The organism is Paracidovorax cattleyae (assembly GCF_900104515.1).
In the GTDB taxonomy this organism is placed as follows: domain Bacteria; phylum Pseudomonadota; class Gammaproteobacteria; order Burkholderiales; family Burkholderiaceae_C; genus Paracidovorax; species Paracidovorax cattleyae.
This window is the reverse complement of the sequence record NZ_FNJL01000002.1, coordinates 86,165-102,915: the sequence shown is the minus strand read 5'-3', so window position 1 is coordinate 102,915 and position 16,751 is coordinate 86,165. Positions and strand designations below refer to the sequence as shown.

Here is a 16,751-nt window from a genome sequence, read left to right as displayed (position 1 = left end):
CAACGCTGCAATCCATCTTCAAGAGGCCCGCATGGCAACCGCTGCATCGAGGGACATCAAGGACTTCGTCTTTGAATGGGAAGGCAAGGACCGCCACGGCAAGGTCGTGCGCGGCGAGGTCCGGGCCCTGGGCGAGAACCAGGTGCAGGCGACGCTGCGGCGGCAGGGGGTGCTGCCCACCAAGATCAGGAAGCGCCGCATGCGCGGCGGCAAGAAGATCAAGCCCAAGGACATCGCACTCTTCACGCGGCAGATGGCCACGATGATGAAGGCGGGGGTGCCCCTGCTGCAGTCCTTCGACATCGTGGGCCGCGGCAACACCAACGCCTCGGTCACCAAGCTGCTCAACGACATCCGCTCCGACGTGGAAACCGGCACCTCGCTGAATGCCGCATTCCGCAAGTACCCGATGTACTTCGACAGCCTGTACTGCAACCTGGTGGAAGCCGGTGAGGCGGCGGGTATCCTGGAAGCGCTGCTCGACCGGCTCGCGCTCTACATGGAGAAGACCGAAGCCATCAAGTCGAAGATCCGCTCGGCGCTGATGTACCCCTCGGCCGTGATCATCGTGGCCTTCGTCGTGGTCACCGTCATCATGATCTTCGTGATCCCCGCGTTCAAGGAGGTGTTCACCTCCTTCGGCGCGGACCTGCCGGCGCCCACCCTGTTCGTGATGGGGGTCAGCGAGATCTTCGTCAAGTGGTGGTGGCTGATCTTCGGCGTGCTGGGCGGCGGTGCCTATTTCTTCATGCAGGCGTGGCGGCGCAACGAGAAGATGCAGATGTTCATGGACCGGGTGCTGCTGCGCATTCCGGTCTTCGGCGCCCTGATCGACAAGTCCTGCGTGGCGCGCTGGACCCGTACCCTCTCCACGATGTTCGCCGCGGGCGTTCCGCTGGTCGAGGCGCTGGACTCGGTGGGCGGGGCCTCGGGCAACTCGGTCTATGCCATGGCGACCGAAAGGATCCAGCAGGAAGTCTCCACCGGCACCAGCCTGACGGCCGCGATGGGCAATGCGAACGTGTTCCCGTCCATGGTGATCCAGATGTGCGCGATCGGCGAGGAGTCGGGCTCGATCGATCACATGCTGGGCAAGGCGGCCGACTTCTACGAGGAGGAGGTCGATGAAATGGTCGCGGGGCTGTCGAGCCTCATGGAGCCCATCATCATCGTGTTCCTGGGCACCATCATCGGCGGCATCGTGGTGTCGATGTACCTGCCCATCTTCAAGCTGGGACAGGTGGTCTGATGGGGTTCGAACCCTGGCTGCAGGCCGCGTTGTTCGGCCTCGTCGGCCTGCTGATCGGCAGCTTCCTCAACGTCGTCATCCACCGCCTTCCGCGCATGATGGAGGCCGACTGGGCCGCCGAGTGCGAGGACTACCTGCGCTCGCAGCCGGGCGCCGCGGCGACCACGGCCGCGGCGAAGCCGGCGGCGGAGCCCTTCAACCTGATCACGCCGCGCTCGCGGTGCCCGGCCTGCGGGCATGCGGTGCGGTGGCACGAGAACATTCCGCTGCTGAGCTACCTCTGGCTGGGCGGCAAATGCTCGGCCTGCAAGACCCGCATCAGCCCGCGCTATCCGGCCGTCGAGCTCGCGACCGGGCTGCTGTTCTGGTTCTGCGCACGGCACTGGGGCGCGACGCCGACGGCGGCGGCCTGGTGCGCATTCTCCGCCGCGCTGGTCACGCTGGCCTGCATCGACTGGGACACCACCCTGCTGCCGGACGACATCACGCTGCCGCTGCTGTGGGGCGGGCTGCTGGCCTCGGCCTTCCAGTGGACCTCCGTGCCGCTCTTCGCATCGGTGGCCGGCGCCGCGGCGGGCTACCTGTCGCTCTGGGCGGTGTACTGGGCATTCAAGCTGGTCACGGGCAAGGAGGGCATGGGCTTCGGCGACTTCAAGCTGTTCGCGGCCCTGGGCGCCTGGTTCGGCTGGCAGGCCCTGGTGCCGATCATCCTGATGGCGTCGGTCATCGGGGCGCTGATCGGCATCGGCATGAAGTTCACCCGCGGGCTGCGCGAGGGCAACTACATTCCCTTCGGACCATTCCTCGCCGGAGCCGGGCTCGCCGCCATGCTGTTCGGCCCCGAGCGCATACTGCACGGCATCCTGGGATCCCTGGGCCTGTGACGGGCACGTCCCTCTCCCCTGCCCCGCTGCGGCTGGGCCTGACGGGCGGCATCGGCAGCGGCAAGACGACCGTCGGCCAGTGGCTGCAGGCATTCGGGGCCGCACTGGTGGATGCGGACCGGATCGCCCGTTCGGCGACGGCCGCCGGCGGCCTCGCCATTCCCGCCATCCGCAGCGCATTTGGCGACGGCATGATCGATGCGGACGGCGCCATGGACCGGGCCCGCATGCGGCAACTGGCCTTCCGGGATGCCGGAGCGCGGCAGCGGCTGGAGGCGATCGTCCATCCGCTGGTGGCCCAGGCCATCCATGCGGAGGCAGAGCAGGCCGCAGCCGGTGGCGCCCGGGTGGTGGTGTTCGACATCCCCCTGCTGGCCGAGTCACCGCGCTGGCCGCCGCAACTGGACCGCATCCTGGTGGTGGACTGTTCCGAGGCGACCCAGGTGGCGCGCGTGCAGGCCCGCAGCGGGCTGGCCGCGGACACCGTGCGGGCCATCATCGCGTCGCAGGCGCCGCGGGCCGCACGCCGCGCCGTCGCGGACATGGTGCTCCACAACGACCGAATACCTTTGGATACCCTGCGGGCGGAGGTCCGGCGAATCGCCAATGGCTTCGGGCTATGATGCGGGCGATATGGGACGCGCGATGCGGGCGGCGCCCGCCGTGCGCCCCCAGGAACCCTGCAGCGTGATTCTTTACGAATACCCCTTCAACGAGCGCCTCAGAACCTACCTGCGGCTGGAACAGCTCTTCCGGCGCCTGGGCGAGCTGATTCCCCGCCCGCACCCGCTGGACCACCATTTCGCGCTCGTGACCCTGTTCGAGATCATGGACGTGGCGGCCCGGGCCGACCTGAAGTCCGACGTGCTCAAGGACCTGGAAAAGCAGCGCCACCAGCTCGACAGCTACCGGGGGCAATCCCTCGATCTCGGAGGCCGTGCTCGACGGCGTCGTCGCCCAGCTCGACCACTGCTTCTCGACCCTGAACGCCCAGACCGGCAAGGCCGGCCAGCCCCTGACCGAGAACGAGTGGCTGATGAGCATCCGCAGCCGCGTGGGCATCCCCGGCGGCACCTGCGGCTTCGACCTGCCCGCCTATTACGCCTGGCAGCACCATTCGCCCGAAAAGCGCCAGCACGACCTCGAGGGCTGGGCGAATCATCTCGCGCCGCTGGCGGAGTCGCTCTACGTGCTGCTCAAGCTGCTGCGCGATTCGGGCATGCCGCAGAAGGTGGCGGCCGACCACGGGCAGTTCCAGCAGACCCTGCCACAGGGGCGCACCTTCCAACTGCTGCGGCTGCGGATCGACCCGGCATGGAACATGGTGCCGGAGATCAGCGGCAACCGGCTCATCGTGTCCGTGCGGCTCATGCGGCAGGATGCGGACGGCAAGCTGCAGCCCGTGCAGGAGGATGCAGCCTTCGAGCTCACGCTCTGCGCGTGACCGGCGGGCTGCACGAGAGTTTGACCATGACTTCGCGCCACGACAACGATTCCCGCCGGGCGGATGCGCCGCCTCCGGCCTCCCGCCAGCTCTGGGTGGACTGTCCTACCTGCGGCGGCAGAAGCCTGTATGCGCCCGAGAACCGGTTCCGCCCGTTCTGCAGCGAGCGCTGCCGGCAGATCGACCTGGGCGCCTGGGCCGCAGAGGATTTCCGCATGGCGGCCGATGCCCCGCCCGACGAGGACGCCTTCGGCGACCACCAGCAGCGTCCGCCGGAACACTGAAGGCCGCCCTGCCCGTGCCCCTGCCGATGTGATGGGGTGGCAGCACCGCACGCGCAGCGGTGTCTCGCGGCTATGCCTTGGGCAGCAGGTCCGGATCGAACGGCAGGCCGCGCTCCTCCGCCAGCCACTGCAGCACCGGGTAGGCGCCGGGCAGCACCGGCGATACGTGCAGCGGCCAATGCTGCCAGGCCATGGACTGGCCTTCGCGCATCTCGAACTCGCCCGTCCATGCATGCACCTTGCACCAGTGCAGCCGCACCAGCGCATGGGGATAGTCGTGCTCGGTCACTTTCCAGACGGACGCCGGGCCGATGGTGACGCCCAGTTCCTCGATGAGCTCGCGGCGCAGGGCCTGCTCGACGGTCTCGCCGGGTTCCAGCTTGCCGCCGGGAAATTCCCAGTAGCCCGCATAGGGCTTGCCGGCCGGCCGCGTGGACAGCAGCATGGCGCCGTCGGGACGGAAGAGGATGCCGACCGCCACCTCGGTGTGGGCGCGCTGGGCGCCGGATGCGGCGGGTTCAGCCATCGGCGCGCCCCGCGAAGTCCCGCGCGAACTGGTAGGCCACCCGGCCGCTGCGCGAGCCACGTTCCAGCGCCCAGACCAGCGCGGCAGGGCGGGCCGCCCCGATGGCCTCGGCCGGCACGCCGAGCGCGGACAGCCACTGCGCGACGATGGCGAGGTATTCGTCCTGGCTGAAGGGGTAGAAGCTCACCCAGAGGCCGAAGCGCTCGGACAGCGAGATCTTCTCTTCCACCACCTCGCCCGGATGCACCTCGCCGTCCGCCGTATGCGTGTAACTGAGGTTTTCCTTCATGTATTCCGGCAACAGGTGCCGGCGGTTGCTGGTCGCATAGACCAGCACGTTGGGTGCCGAGGCGGCCACGGAGCCGTCCAGGATGGACTTCAGCGCCTTGTAGCCGGATTCCCCCTCCTCGAAGCTCAGGTCATCGCAGTAGATGATGAATTTCTCGGGGCGGCCAGCCACCACCTCGACGATGTCGGGCAGGTCGATCAGGTCGGACTTGTCCACCTCGATGAGCCGCAGCCCCTGTCCGGAGTAAGTCTGCAGGCAGGCCTTGATGAGGGAGGACTTGCCGGTGCCGCGCGCGCCCGTGAGCAGCACGTTGTTGGCCGGGCGACCTTCGACGAACTGCCGGGTGTTGCGCTCGATCTTTTCTTTCTGCGCGTCGATTTCCTTCAGGTCTTCGAGCGCGATGCCCGCGACATGGCGCACGGGCTCCAGCGCGCCGTGCCCGCCGCCGCGGCGGCGGTAGCGCCAGGCCACGGAGGCGTTCCAGTCGGGTGCGGAAAGCGGCCGGGGCAGCACCGACTCGATGCGGTCGATGAGCTGCTCGGCGCGCTGCAGGAGGTGGTCGAAGCGATCGTTCATGGGATGAACAGGGTCAGGAGCGGTAGTCGGCGTTGATGGTCACGTAGTCGTGGCTCAGGTCGCAGGTCCAGACGGTGTCGGCCGCATCGCCGCGGCCCAGCCCCACGCGTACCGTGATCTCGCTCTGCTTCATCACGCGCTGGCCGTCCTCTTCGCGGTAGTCCGGATGGCGGCCGCCCTGCACGGCCACGTGCACGTCGTCCAGGTGGAGGTCGATGGCGGTCTGGTCCAGATCGTCGATGCCGGCGTAGCCGACGGCCGCCAGGATGCGGCCCAGGTTCGGATCGCTGGCGAAGAAGGCGGTCTTCACGAGCGGCGAATGGGCGATGGCGTAGGCGACCTTGCGGCACTCCTCGGCGGTGCGCCCGCCCTCCACGCGGATGGCGATGAACTTGGTGGCGCCCTCGCCGTCGCGCACGATGGCCTGGGCCAGCTTCTGGGCGACCTCGCGCAGCGCGGCGCGCAGGGCCTGGCCCTCGGCGCCGTCCAGCGAGGTGATGGCCGGGTTGCCCGCACGGTGCGTGGCCATCAGCACGAACGAATCGTTGGTGGAGGTGTCGCCGTCGATGGTGATGCGGTTGAACGACGCGTCGGCCAGTTCGCGTACCAGCGGCTGCACCAGTTCGGGGGCGATGCAGGCGTCGGTGGCAAGGAAGCCCAGCATGGTGGCCATGTTGGGGCGGATCATGCCCGCGCCCTTGGAGATGCCGGTCACCGTGATGGTGGCGCCGCCGATCTCCACCTGCGTGCTGAAGGCCTTGGGCAGCGTGTCGGTGGTCATGATGCCTTCCGCGGCGCGCGCCCAGTGCGCGGGCTGCGCATCGGCGATCGCGGCGGGCAGGCCCGCGACGATGCGGTCCACGGGCAGCGGCTCCATGATGACGCCGGTCGAGAATGGCAGCACCTGGGCGGCCTGCACGCCCAGCTGGCCGGCGAGCGCCTCGCAGGTGGCGCGGGCGCGCGACAGGCCGTCGGCACCGGTGCCGGCATTGGCATTGCCGGTGTTGACCACGATGGCGCGCACGGAGCCGCCCTGCGCGAGGTGCTCGCGGCAGACCTGGACCGGCGCGGCGCAGAAGCGGTTCTGCGTGAAGACGCCGGCCACGGTGGCGCCTTCGTCCAGCAGGAACACGGTCACGTCCTTGCGTCCCGCCTTGCGGACGCCGGCTTCGGTGACGCCGATGCGGACGCCGGCGACCGGGTGCAGGTCGGCGGCAACGGGAGCGGAAAGGTTCACGGGCATGCGGAATTCCTCGGAAAGCAGCAAAAAGGCGAAGGAAGATGTGGCAGGGGCCGCCTGTGGCGGCCCCTGCGGCGAGAGCGAAAGGGTCAGCGCGGCATCATGCCAGCTTGCCGTGGCACTGCTTGTACTTCTTGCCGCTGCCGCATGGGCAGGGGTCGTTGCGCCCCACGCGAAGGCCTTCGGGCAGCGGAAGGTCTTCCGCGCCCGACGCCAGCGTGCGGGGGTCGGGAAGGGTCTCGGGCTCTCCGGTCTCGGTGGGCGCCGTGTAGGTCACGTTGGCGATCTGCTCGGCACGGCTTTCCAGCGCCTCGGCGGCCTCGTCGAGCTCCGAGGGCGACTGCACCTGCACGGTCAGCAGGATGCGGGTGACCTCGTTCTTGACCTGGTCGATCAGCTGGCGGAACAGCTCGAACGCCTCGCGCTTGTATTCCTGCTTGGGCTGCTTCTGCGCATAGCCGCGCAGGTGGATGCCCTGGCGCAGGTAGTCGAGCGCGGAGAGGTGGTCGCGCCAGTTGGAGTCGAAGCTCTGCAGCAGCACCGCACGCTGGAACTGGTGGAAGTTCTCCGCGCCCACCATGTCCACCTTGGCCTGGAACGCGGCGTTGCCCGCGGCGAGGACCTTCTCGAGGATCTCGCCGTCGGTGATCGCCTGGGCGCTCTCGACCTCCTGCTGCAGCGGCAGCCGGATCTGCCATTCGTCGGCCAGGACCTTCTCCAGGCTGGCGAGGTCCCACTGCTCCTCCACGGATTCCTCGGGCACATACTGGCGCACGATGTCGGTCAGGCAGGATTCGCGCATGCCGGCGATCACGCCGGACAGGTCGGCCGCGTCGAGGATCTCGTTGCGCTGCTGGTAGATGACCTTGCGCTGGTCGTTGGCCACGTCGTCGTATTCGAGCAGCTGCTTGCGGACGTCGAAGTTGCGGGCCTCGACCTTGCGCTGCGCGGATTCGATGCTGCGCGTGACGATGCCGGCCTCGATGGCCTCGCCGTCGGGCATCTTGAGGCGCTCCATGATGGCCCGCACGCGGTCGCCCGCGAAGATGCGCATGAGCGAGTCGTCCAGGCTCAGGTAGAAGCGCGAGGAGCCGGGATCGCCCTGGCGGCCGGAGCGGCCGCGCAGCTGGTTGTCGATGCGGCGGGACTCGTGGCGCTCGGTGGCGATGATGCGCAATCCGCCCAGCGCCTTGACCTTCTCGTTGTCGGCGGCCCACTGCTCGCGCAGCGCGGCGATGCGGGCCTGCTTCGCGGCCTCGTCCAGGGACTCGTCGTCCTCGATGGCCGCGACTTCCTTCTCGATGTTGCCGCCCAGCACGATGTCGGTGCCGCGGCCGGCCATGTTGGTGGCGATGGTGATCATGCCGGCGCGGCCGGCCTGGGCCACGATGTCGGCCTCGCGGGCGTGCTGCTTGGCGTTGAGCACTTGGTGGGGCAGGCCGGCCTTGTTCAGCAGGTCGTCGATGATCTCCGAGTTCTCGATGGACGTGGTGCCCACCAGCACGGGCTGGCCGCGCTCGTGGCACTCGCGGATGTCCTGGATGGCGGCGTCGTACTTCTCGCGCGTGGTCTTGTACACCCGGTCGAGCTGGTCGTCGCGCTTGCTGGGGCGGTTGGGCGGGATCACTACGGTTTCCAGGCCGTAGATCTCCTGGAACTCGTAGGCCTCGGTGTCGGCCGTGCCGGTCATGCCCGAGAGCTTGTTGTAGAGGCGGAAGTAGTTCTGGAAGGTGATGGAGGCCAGCGTCTGGTTCTCGGCCTGGATCTCCACGCCTTCCTTGGCTTCCACGGCCTGGTGCAGGCCCTCGCTCCAGCGGCGGCCGGACATGAGGCGGCCCGTGAACTCGTCCACGATGACGATCTCGCCGTTCTGCACGACGTAGTGCTGGTCGCGGTGGTAGAGGTGGTTGGCCCGCAGCGCCGCATACAGGTGGTGCATGAGCGTGATGTTGGACGGGTCGTAGAGCGACGCGCCTTCGGGGATCAGGCCCTGCGCGGCCAGCACGCGCTCGGCCGTCTCGTGGCCCTGCTCGGTGAGAAACACCTGGTGGGACTTCTCGTCGATGGTGAAGTCGCCCGGCTTGGTCACGCCCTCACCGGTGCGCGGATCGGCCTCGCCCTCCTGGCGCACCAGCAGCGGCACGACCTTGTTCATGGCGATGTACATCGCCGTGTGGTCTTCCGCCTGGCCGCTGATGATCAGCGGGGTGCGCGCCTCGTCGATGAGGATGGAGTCCACCTCGTCCACGATGGCGAAGTTGAGGGCGCGCTGCACGCGGTCGTGCGCCTCGTACACCATGTTGTCGCGCAGGTAGTCGAAGCCGTACTCGTTGTTCGTGCCGTAGGTGATGTCGGCGGCGTAGGCGGCCTGCTTCTCCTCGCGCGGCATCTGGGGCAGGTTGATGCCCACGGCGAGGCCGAGGAAGTTGTAGAGGCGGCCCATCCAGCGCGCATCGCGGCTGGCGAGATAGTCGTTCACGGTCACCACGTGCACGCCCTTGCCGCCGAGCGCGTTCAGGTACACCGGCAACGTCGCGGTCAGGGTCTTGCCCTCGCCGGTGCGCATTTCGGAGATCTTGCCGTGGTGCAGCGCCATGCCCCCCAGCAGCTGCACGTCGAAATGGCGCATCTTCATCACGCGCTTGGAAGCCTCGCGCACGACGGCGAAGGCTTCGGGCAGGAGGTCGTCGAGCGACTCGCCCCGGGCGACGCGCCCCTGGAACTCCCCCGTCTTGGCGCGCAGGGCGTCGTCGCTCAGCTTCTCGTACTCCGGCTCCATCGCGTTGATGCGTGCCACCGTCTTGCGGTATTGCTTGAGGAGCCGGTCATTGCGGCTGCCGAATAGTTTGGTGAGGAAGTTGGAGGCCATTCGAACAGGACCGCGGCCCGCATGCGCGGGCGGCGCGACCCGAATCCCTAGTGATGAAGTGGGTTCAGATGGGGGACGCTACCACTGCTTGCAAGTTCTGCAACCAGGGGCAGCGATTCCGGAGCAGGGGATTTTACCTGCGAGGCGCGGCGGCCTTCGCCGCCACCTGCGTGCCGGTTGCGGCGCCGGCCGCACCGGCATGCAGGAATTTCTGCGGGTCCTGCGGCACGCCCTGCACCAGCACCTCGAAATGCAGGTGCGGACCGGTGGACCGGCCGGTGGTGCCGACCTCGGCGATCTTCTGGCCCCGCCGCACGAGGTCGCCGCGCTTGACGAAGGTGCGGGAGGCATGGGCATAGCGGGTGACCAGCTGGTTGCCGTGGTCGATCTCCACCATGTTGCCGTAGGCCGGGTGGAATTCCTGCGCCACGACCACGCCGCCGGCCGCGGCCAGGATGGGGGTGCCGGTGTCCGCCTGGAAGTCCAGCCCCGTGTGCAGGGCCGACTGGCCGGTGAAGGGATCGATGCGCCAGCCGAAGGCCGAGCCGGCGGCCTTGCCGAGCACGGGCTCCTGCGTGGGCACCATGTTCTTGCGGATGTGCTGGTCGAACAGGCGCGACTCGACCACGGTGAGCAGGTCCACCCGGCGGTCGGTGAGTTCGGCGAGGGAGTCGAGCGTGCGCTGCAGCTCGTCCATTTCCATCGGCCGGCTGGAGACCAGCGCCCCGCCCTGCCCCGGCGGGCGGGAGAATTCGGCGGGCGACATGCCCGCCAGACCGGAGACGCGTTCGCCGAGGGACTCCAGCTGCAACATGCGCGCCTGCATCTCCCCGACCTTGCGGGCCATGGCGTCCAGGTTGGCCCGCATGAAGCGGTCGCGCTCGGCGGACTCGTCCCGCGTGGCGAGCCGCACCAGGGTGCCGACCACCGGCCAGCCCTCGCGGGCGCCCTTCAGGAACACCCAGTGGTAGAGCAGCGCCGCCATGAGCATCACCGCCAGCGACAGCAGCAGCCCGAAGGCGGCCAGGCGCAGGCCCGAGAGGTGGATGGCGCGGCTGCGCGCCAGCCAGGCGTCCGTGATAATCAACTGCACTTCGTTTCTCCGCGCCGCGCGGCGCATTGCCCCATGAACCGCCGTCACCACGCCGTCACGCTGCTGCAGGCCACCGAGGACTCCCCCACGCTGGCACGGCTGGCGAGCCTGACGCGCGACTCGAGCGAGCGGCTGCGGGCCGTCGAGTTGCTGATTCCCGCCACCCTGCGGCCGGCCATCCAGGCGGGGCCGATCGAGGGCGCGACCTGGTGCCTGCTGGTCCGCAACAATGCGGCGGCGGCGAAGCTGCGGCAGCTGCTGCCTGCCTTGCAGGCGCATCTGCGCAGCCGGGGGTGGGAGGTTAACGCCATTCGCCTGAAAATCCAAACCTGAAGGCCCGGCAGGCAGCGGGCCGGGGGTGGACGGCGAACGGCAGAAAAAAGATGGTGCCGATTGTCGGGATCGAACTGACGACCTACCGCTTACAAGGCGGTTGCTCTACCAACTGAGCTAAATCGGCGAAGCGCGCATTCTAGCGCGATGCCGCTCCCGGACGGGAACGGCGGCATGCCGGCCGGGGCCGGCTCCGGATCACTTGATCCGCTTGAGCGAAGGGCGGCCGCCGCCGGCAGGGGCCGGGCCGCGCGGCGGCTCGTCCGCCGGGCCCGTGCCGCCGTCGGTGGGTACCAGCTGCACCACCCGGTCTTCGCCGGCGGACGGTTCGGGCGCGGCGCCTTCCGGCACGGCGCCGGCATCCAGCAGCCCCGTGGACAGGCCGCCCGCGCCGGGTGCCAGCATGTCCACCGGAGGCGGGAAGGCCATGCCCTGCCCGTTCTCGCGCGCATAGATCGCGATCACCCGGCCCACGGGGACCATGATGTCGCGCGGCTTGCCGCCGAAGCGGGCCTTGAACTCGATGAAATCGTTGCCCAGCTGCAGGGCGCTCGTGGCGTCGTAGCTGATGTTGAGCACGATCTCGCCGTCCTTCACGTATTCGCGGGGCACCTGGACGGAATCGTCCACGCGCACCGCGATGTAGGGCGTGAAGCCGTTGTCGGTACACCACTCGTACAGGGCCCGTATCAGGTAGGGGCGCGTGGAAGTGGAGTCCTGGGCATTCATCATGTCGGCGTCTGGCAAAAAGGCTTTTCGGGAAGCGGAATGCGGCGCGCAGGCGCGGCCGCGCCGCATTACTTGCGCATGACCTTCTCGGAAGGCGTGAGCGCCTCGATGTAGGCCGGGCGCGAGAAGATGCGCTCGGCGTACTTCAGCAGCGGGGCGGCGTTCTTGGACAGCTCGATGCCGTAGTAGTCGAGGCGCCAGAGCAGCGGGGCGATCGCCACGTCGAGCATGGAGAAGTTCTCGCCCAGCATGTACTTGTTCTTGAGGAACACCGGGGCGAGCTGCGTGAGCCGGTCGCGGATGTGCGAGCGGGCCTTCTCCAGTGCCTTCTCGTTGCCCTTGGTGGCGCGCGACTCGAGCACGTTCACGTGGACGAAGAGTTCCTTCTCGAAGTTGAGCAGGAACAGGCGCACGCGGGCGCGGTCCACCGGGTCGCCGGGCATCAGCTGGGGATGCGGGAAGCGCTCGTCGATGTACTCGTTGATGATGTTGGACTCATACAGGATGAGGTCGCGCTCGACCAGGATCGGCACCTGGCCATACGGGTTCATCACGCTGATGTCTTCGGGCTTGTTGTACAGGTCCACATCGCGGATCTCGAAATCCATGCCTTTTTCGAACAGCACGAAGCGGCAGCGATGGGAGAAGGGACAGGTCGTACCCGAATAAAGCACCATCATGGTGGGAGGCTCCTAAAAATCAAAAAGAGTGGGCGCTCGCGCGTCCACTCCGGAAAGCGAAATGCGCCGCACGAAGGCGGCGCGATGCTGCAGGCGGCGGCCGAGCTTACTTGACGTCCTTCCAGAACGCCGCGTTGAGCCGCCAGGCGATCACCGTGAAAACACCGAGGAAGATCAGCACCCACACCCCGACGCGAACCCGCGTATTTTGCGCCGGCTCGCCCATCCACTGCAGGTAGTTGACGAGATCACCCACGGTCTCGTCGTACTGGAGGGGCGACATGGTACCCGGAGTCAGCTGTTCCCACCCCTTGAAGACCTGGGTTTTGTGTCCGTGGCTCTCCTGCTCCTCGAAGACGGGGCGGCGATCGCCCTGCAGTTGCCACAGCGCGTGGGGCATGCCGACGCTGGGGAATGCGAGGTTGTTCCAGCCCGTGGCCTTCGTGTCGTCGCGGTAGAACGTGCGCAGGAACGTGTAGAGGTAGTCCGCCCCGGTGCCGTTGTGGCCGGCGCGCGAGCGGGCGATCACGGTGAGGTCGGGCGGATTGGCGCCGAACCAGTCCTTGGCCTGCCGCGGGTCGATCGTGGCCTTCATGGTCTCGCCCACCTTGTCGGTGGTGAAGAGCAGGTTGTCCTTGATCTGCTGGTCGGTCAGGCCGATGTCCTTCAGGCGGTTGTAGCGCATGAAGGCGGCCGAATGGCAGCTCAGGCAGTAGTTGACGAAGATCTTGGCGCCGTTCTGCAGCGAGGCCGTGTCGTTCGTGCGCACCGGGGCCTTGTCCCAGGCGATGCCGCCTTCCGCGGCGTGCGCGCCCAGGGCGAAGCCGAGCGAGGCGATCAGCGTGAGGATGATTTTTTTCATGGTCGTCGTTCCGGCCCGCTTCAGTGCGCGGCGAAGGTCACGCGGTCGGGCACCGGCTTGGGCTCGCCCAGGCGGCTCCACCACGGCATGAGCAGGAAGAAGCCGAAGTAGAACAGCGTTCCCACCTGCGAGACACGCTCGCCGATCGGGGATGGCGGCTGCACGCCCAGGTAGGCCAGCACCACGAAGTTGACCACGAAGATGCCGTAGAGGTACTTGTGCCAGCCGGGGCGGTAGCGGATGGAGCGGGCCGGGCTGTGGTCGAGCCAGGGCAGGAAGAAGAGGATGATGACGGCGCCGCCCATCACCACCACGCCCCAGAACTTGGCGTCGATGGAGAGCATGAGCGCGACGGCCGCCACGGCCACGACCGCGATGGCGGCCTTGACGAAGCCGGGCAGCCGCCCCTTGACCACGCCGAAGCCCGCTGCCAGCACGACGCAGGCGATGAGGGCAACCATCATCTCGCTGGTGATGGCGCGCAGCATCGAGTAGAAGGGCGTGAAGTACCAGACAGGCGCGATGTGCGCGGGGGTCTTGAGCGGATCGGCCGGGATGAAGTTGTTGTACTCCAGGAAGTAGCCGCCGAACTCGGGGGCGAAGAACACCACCGCCGAGAAGATGAACAGGAACACGCTCACGCCGAAGATGTCGTGCACGGTGTAGTAGGGGTGGAACGGGATGCCGTCCAGCGGATGGCCGTGCTCGTCCTTCGGGGCGTTCGGGCCCTTGATCTCGATGCCGTCGGGGTTGTTGGAACCCACGTCGTGCAGCGCCAGCAGGTGGGCGACCACCAGGCCCAGCAGCACGAGCGGCACGGCGATCACATGGAAGCTGAAGAAGCGGTTGAGCGTAGCGTCGCCCACGACGTAGTCGCCGCGGATCAGCAGGGCGAGGTCGGGGCCGACGAAGGGGATGGCCGCGAACAGGTTCACGATCACCTGGGCGCCCCAGTAGGACATCTGGCCCCAGGGCAGCAGGTAGCCCATGAAGGCCTCGGCCATGAGCGCGAGGAAGATCGCGCAGCCGAAGATCCAGACCAGCTCGCGCGGCTTGCGGTAGGAGCCGTAGAGAAGGCCGCGGAACATGTGCAGGTACACCACGACGAAGAACGCGGAGGCGCCCGTGGAGTGCATGTAGCGGATCAGCCAGCCCCAGGGCACGTCGCGCATGATGTACTCGACGGACTCGAACGCCTTGGCGGCGTCGGGCTTGTAGTGCATCACCAGGAAGATGCCGGTGACGATCTGGATCACCAGCACCAGCAGCGCGAGCGAGCCGAAGATGTACCAGAAATTGAAGTTCTTCGGAGCGTAGTACTCCGACATGTGCACGCGGTAGGCGTCGAAGGCCGTGGGGAAGCGGTTCTCGAGCCAGTTCGTGACCTTGGCGCCCGTGGAGGCGTTGGGGGAGATGTCCTTGAATTCGCGGTAAGCCATGTGCGTCTCCCTCAGGCCTTCTTGTCTTCACCGATCAGGAGCCTGGTCTCCGACAGGTACATGTGGGGAGGCACCTCGAGGTTGTCCGGCGCGGGCTTGTTCTTGAAGACGCGGCCGGCCATGTCGAAGGTGGAGCCGTGGCAGGGGCAGAGGAAGCCGCCCTTCCAGTCGTCGGGCAGCGAGGGCTGTGCGCCGGGCATGAACTTGTCGCTCGGCGAGCAGCCGAGGTGCGTGCAGATGCCCACCGCGACGAGGATCTCGGGCTTGATGGAGCGGTTCTCATTGCGCGCGTATTCGGGGGTGAGCTCCGAGGGCTTGCGCTCGGACTTGGGATCGGCGAGCTGCGGATCGAGCCCCGGCAGCGCGGCCAGCTGCTCGGGCGAGCGCTTGATGATCCAGACCGGCTTGCCGCGCCACTCCACGGTCATCTTCTCGCCGGTCTTGAGGCCGGCGATGTCCACCTCCACCGCGGCCCCGGCGGCCTTGGCTTTCTCGGAGGGCTGGAAAGTGCTCACGAACGGCACGGCCGTCGCCACGCCGCCCACCGCACCAGCACAGCCCGACGCTATGAGCCACGTCCGCTTGCTGGAGTCGATTGGGGTTTCACTCATGGGGGTCCTCAATAGGTCGTCGCTGGGGGAGCAATCACAAATTGTAGCGGCGCAAGTAAGGTCAATTCCAGGGGTTATCACCCCTCCGGCTCGGCAATACTGCAAGGGTTTTCAGCTATATCAAGGAGAAGCGAAATGGGTATTGCAAAGGAGTTCCGGGAGTTCGCGGTGAAGGGAAATGTGATAGATCTCGCCGTGGGCGTGATCATCGGGGGCGCCTTCGGAAAGATCGTGGACTCGCTGGTGAACGACGTCATCATGCCCATCGTCGGGCTGGTATTCGGTCGCCTGGATTTCTCGAATCTCTTTCTCGTGCTCGGCAGTGTGCCGCCCGGCACCCCGGCCACGCTGGACGCCCTGCGCAAGGCGGGCGTGCCGGTGCTCGCCTACGGCAGTTTCATTACCGTCGCGGTGAATTTCCTGATTCTCGCGTTCATCATTTTCATGATGGTCAAGCAAATCAACCGGCTCAAGCGCGAGGCGCCGCCCGCGCCTCCTGCCGCCCCGACCCCGCCGCCGGAAGACGTCCTGCTGCTGCGCGAGATCCGCGACAGCCTCAGGCGCTGACGGCGCCCGGAGCCGGGCCCGCCAGACGGCGCGCCGCCAGCACGGCCTCGACGAGGCTCGATGCGTCGGCCACGCCGCGGCCGGCGATGTCGAAGGCCGTGCCGTGGTCCGGGCTGGTGCGCACCAGGGGCAGCCCGAGCGTGACGTTCACGCCCTTGTCCACGCCCAGGTACTTGACGGGAATCAGGCCCTGGTCGTGGTACATGGCCAGCACCACATCGAATTCGCCCGCGTGCTGCGGCGTGCTGCGCGCGCGCATGAAGACCGTGTCGGGCGCGAAGGGGCCGTGCGCGTCGATGCCGAGCGCGCGCGCCGCGGCGATGGCCGGGGCGATGGCCTCGATCTCCTCGCGGCCGAAGAGCCCGCCCTCGCCCGCGTGCGGGTTGAGGCCCGCGACGCCGATGCGCGGATCGCGCCCCAGGCTGCGCCGCAGCGCCGCATGCGTGATCTCCAGCGTGCGCAGCACGTTGCCCTGCGTGACCGCCGCGATGGCATCGCGCAGGGACACGTGGATGCTGACCAGCACGGTGCGCAGCTCTTCGCTGGCGAGCATCATGCGCACGGGCATGTCCGCGACGGGCACGCCGGCATGGCGCGCGGCCTCGGCCTGCAGCAACTCGGTGTGACCGGGATGGTGGACGCCGGCGGCGGACAGCGCTTCCTTGTGCAGCGGTGCCGTGACCAGGCCCGCGATCTCGCCGCGCAGCGCGGCACGGGCGGCCCAGGTGACACAATCCGCCGCCGCCCGTCCGGCCCCGGCATGCACGGCACCGAACGGCACCGGCCCGGGCAGGCCCGGCAGGGGCAGCACCGGCAGGCAGCGCGGCGGCGCGGCAAGCGCCTCCGCGGGCGACTCCAGCACCGCCAGCGGCAGGGACGGCTCGCCCGGCCGGGCGATGCAGCGCGCGGCTCGGCGCAGGGTCTCCACCTCGCCGACCACGAAGCAGCCCCGCATCGCATCGGGCGCGTCACGGAAGGCCCTGGCGACGATCTCCGGGCCGATGCCCGCCGGATCGCCCTGGGTGATCGCCAGCGAGGGGAATCCCTCTGCTGCAGCGCGGTCCATGTCCATCCTC

At 68.0% G+C, this 16,751-nt stretch carries 17 protein-coding genes, 1 tRNA gene and 1 pseudogene; 7 read left to right on the top strand and 12 right to left on the bottom strand.

The genetic code is table 11. The features are described from left to right. The first annotated feature begins 31 nt into the window (after positions 1-31). The 5 genes and pseudogenes from BLR05_RS01930 to BLR05_RS01910 all read left to right on the top strand — a co-directional run bounded on the left by BLR05_RS01930 (position 32) and on the right by BLR05_RS01910 (position 3,861). Positions 32-1,249 carry a type II secretion system F family protein gene (locus BLR05_RS01930; RefSeq protein WP_092832017.1) on the top strand — a complete coding sequence of 406 codons (1,218 nt, stop codon included), beginning with the start codon at positions 32-34 and terminating at the stop codon, positions 1,247-1,249. After that, positions 1,249-2,133, top strand: coding sequence for a prepilin peptidase (locus BLR05_RS01925; protein ID WP_092832016.1), 885 nt, complete (start codon positions 1,249-1,251; stop codon positions 2,131-2,133). The genes BLR05_RS01930 and BLR05_RS01925 overlap by 1 nt, the downstream gene beginning before the upstream one ends. Further along, positions 2,130-2,756, top strand: a complete 627-nt coding sequence (gene coaE / locus BLR05_RS01920) for a dephospho-CoA kinase (RefSeq protein WP_092832015.1) — start codon at positions 2,130-2,132, stop codon at positions 2,754-2,756. Before BLR05_RS01925 ends, coaE begins: the two co-directional genes overlap by 4 nt. A gap of 64 nt (positions 2,757-2,820) precedes the next feature. Next, positions 2,821-3,577 (top strand): annotated as a pseudogene (zapD, locus tag BLR05_RS01915) (cell division protein ZapD). A gap of 26 nt (positions 3,578-3,603) precedes the next feature. Beyond that, a complete protein-coding gene (locus BLR05_RS01910) occupies positions 3,604-3,861 on the top strand; it encodes a DNA gyrase inhibitor YacG (protein ID WP_092832165.1) in 258 nt (85 codons plus the stop codon). A 70-nt stretch (positions 3,862-3,931) separates the two neighbouring features. Here BLR05_RS01910 and BLR05_RS01905 read toward each other — a convergent pair whose 3' ends face one another. The 5 genes from BLR05_RS01905 to BLR05_RS01885 all read right to left on the bottom strand — a co-directional run bounded on the left by BLR05_RS01905 (position 3,932) and on the right by BLR05_RS01885 (position 10,481). Then, complete coding sequence (locus BLR05_RS01905; protein ID WP_092832014.1) at positions 3,932-4,387, bottom strand: NUDIX domain-containing protein; 456 nt, start codon at positions 4,385-4,387, stop codon at positions 3,932-3,934. Further along, a complete protein-coding gene (locus BLR05_RS01900; RefSeq protein WP_092832013.1) occupies positions 4,380-5,252 on the bottom strand; it encodes an ATP-binding protein in 873 nt (290 codons plus the stop codon). The genes BLR05_RS01905 and BLR05_RS01900 overlap by 8 nt, the downstream gene beginning before the upstream one ends. A gap of 13 nt (positions 5,253-5,265) precedes the next feature. Further along, positions 5,266-6,495 carry a bifunctional glutamate N-acetyltransferase/amino-acid acetyltransferase ArgJ gene (argJ, locus tag BLR05_RS01895; protein WP_092832164.1) on the bottom strand — a complete coding sequence of 410 codons (1,230 nt, stop codon included), beginning with the start codon at positions 6,493-6,495 and terminating at the stop codon, positions 5,266-5,268. Between the two features lie 97 nt (positions 6,496-6,592). Then, on the bottom strand, positions 6,593-9,361 hold the full coding sequence (gene secA, locus BLR05_RS01890; RefSeq protein WP_092832012.1) for a preprotein translocase subunit SecA: 2,769 nt from the start codon (positions 9,359-9,361) through the stop codon (positions 6,593-6,595). A gap of 133 nt (positions 9,362-9,494) precedes the next feature. Beyond that, positions 9,495-10,481, bottom strand: a complete 987-nt coding sequence (locus BLR05_RS01885; RefSeq protein WP_092832011.1) for a M23 family metallopeptidase — start codon at positions 10,479-10,481, stop codon at positions 9,495-9,497. A gap of 6 nt (positions 10,482-10,487) precedes the next feature. On the opposite strand from BLR05_RS01885, the gene BLR05_RS01880 reads away from it, so the two are divergent. Continuing rightward, positions 10,488-10,787 (top strand): hypothetical protein, encoded by a 300-nt coding sequence (locus BLR05_RS01880; RefSeq protein WP_092832010.1) that lies wholly within the window; start codon positions 10,488-10,490, stop codon positions 10,785-10,787. A gap of 51 nt (positions 10,788-10,838) precedes the next feature. On the opposite strand, the gene BLR05_RS01875 is transcribed toward BLR05_RS01880, so the two are convergent. The 6 genes from BLR05_RS01875 to petA all read right to left on the bottom strand — a co-directional run bounded on the left by BLR05_RS01875 (position 10,839) and on the right by petA (position 15,108). Further along, positions 10,839-10,914 (bottom strand) — tRNA-Thr (locus BLR05_RS01875). Between the two features lie 71 nt (positions 10,915-10,985). Beyond that, the gene (locus BLR05_RS01870; protein WP_208605970.1) at positions 10,986-11,516 is read right to left on the bottom strand and encodes a ClpXP protease specificity-enhancing factor; all 531 of its coding nucleotides are present in this window, start codon (positions 11,514-11,516) and stop codon (positions 10,986-10,988) included. 68 nt (positions 11,517-11,584) lie between these two features. Then, a complete protein-coding gene (locus BLR05_RS01865) occupies positions 11,585-12,196 on the bottom strand; it encodes a glutathione S-transferase N-terminal domain-containing protein (protein ID WP_011796735.1) in 612 nt (203 codons plus the stop codon). A gap of 106 nt (positions 12,197-12,302) precedes the next feature. Continuing rightward, entirely contained in the window at positions 12,303-13,058 is a 756-nt protein-coding gene (locus BLR05_RS01860) for a cytochrome c1 (RefSeq protein WP_092832008.1), read from the bottom strand. Positions 13,059-13,078: 20 nt separating this feature from the next. Further along, positions 13,079-14,497: a cytochrome b gene (locus tag BLR05_RS01855; RefSeq protein WP_092832007.1), complete on the bottom strand. Its 1,419-nt coding sequence runs from the start codon at positions 14,495-14,497 to the stop codon at positions 13,079-13,081. Positions 14,498-14,508: 11 nt separating this feature from the next. Next, the gene (petA, locus tag BLR05_RS01850; protein WP_092832006.1) at positions 14,509-15,108 is read right to left on the bottom strand and encodes a ubiquinol-cytochrome c reductase iron-sulfur subunit; all 600 of its coding nucleotides are present in this window, start codon (positions 15,106-15,108) and stop codon (positions 14,509-14,511) included. Between the two features lie 135 nt (positions 15,109-15,243). On the opposite strand from petA, the gene mscL reads away from it, so the two are divergent. Further along, positions 15,244-15,675 (top strand): large conductance mechanosensitive channel protein MscL, encoded by a 432-nt coding sequence (gene mscL, locus BLR05_RS01845; RefSeq protein WP_092832005.1) that lies wholly within the window; start codon positions 15,244-15,246, stop codon positions 15,673-15,675. On the opposite strand, the gene pdxA is transcribed toward mscL, so the two are convergent. Then, positions 15,665-16,741: a 4-hydroxythreonine-4-phosphate dehydrogenase PdxA gene (gene pdxA, locus BLR05_RS01840; RefSeq protein ID WP_092832163.1), complete on the bottom strand. Its 1,077-nt coding sequence runs from the start codon at positions 16,739-16,741 to the stop codon at positions 15,665-15,667. The two genes, mscL and pdxA, sit on opposite strands and share 11 nt — an antisense overlap. Positions 16,742-16,751: the final 10 nt, after the last annotated feature.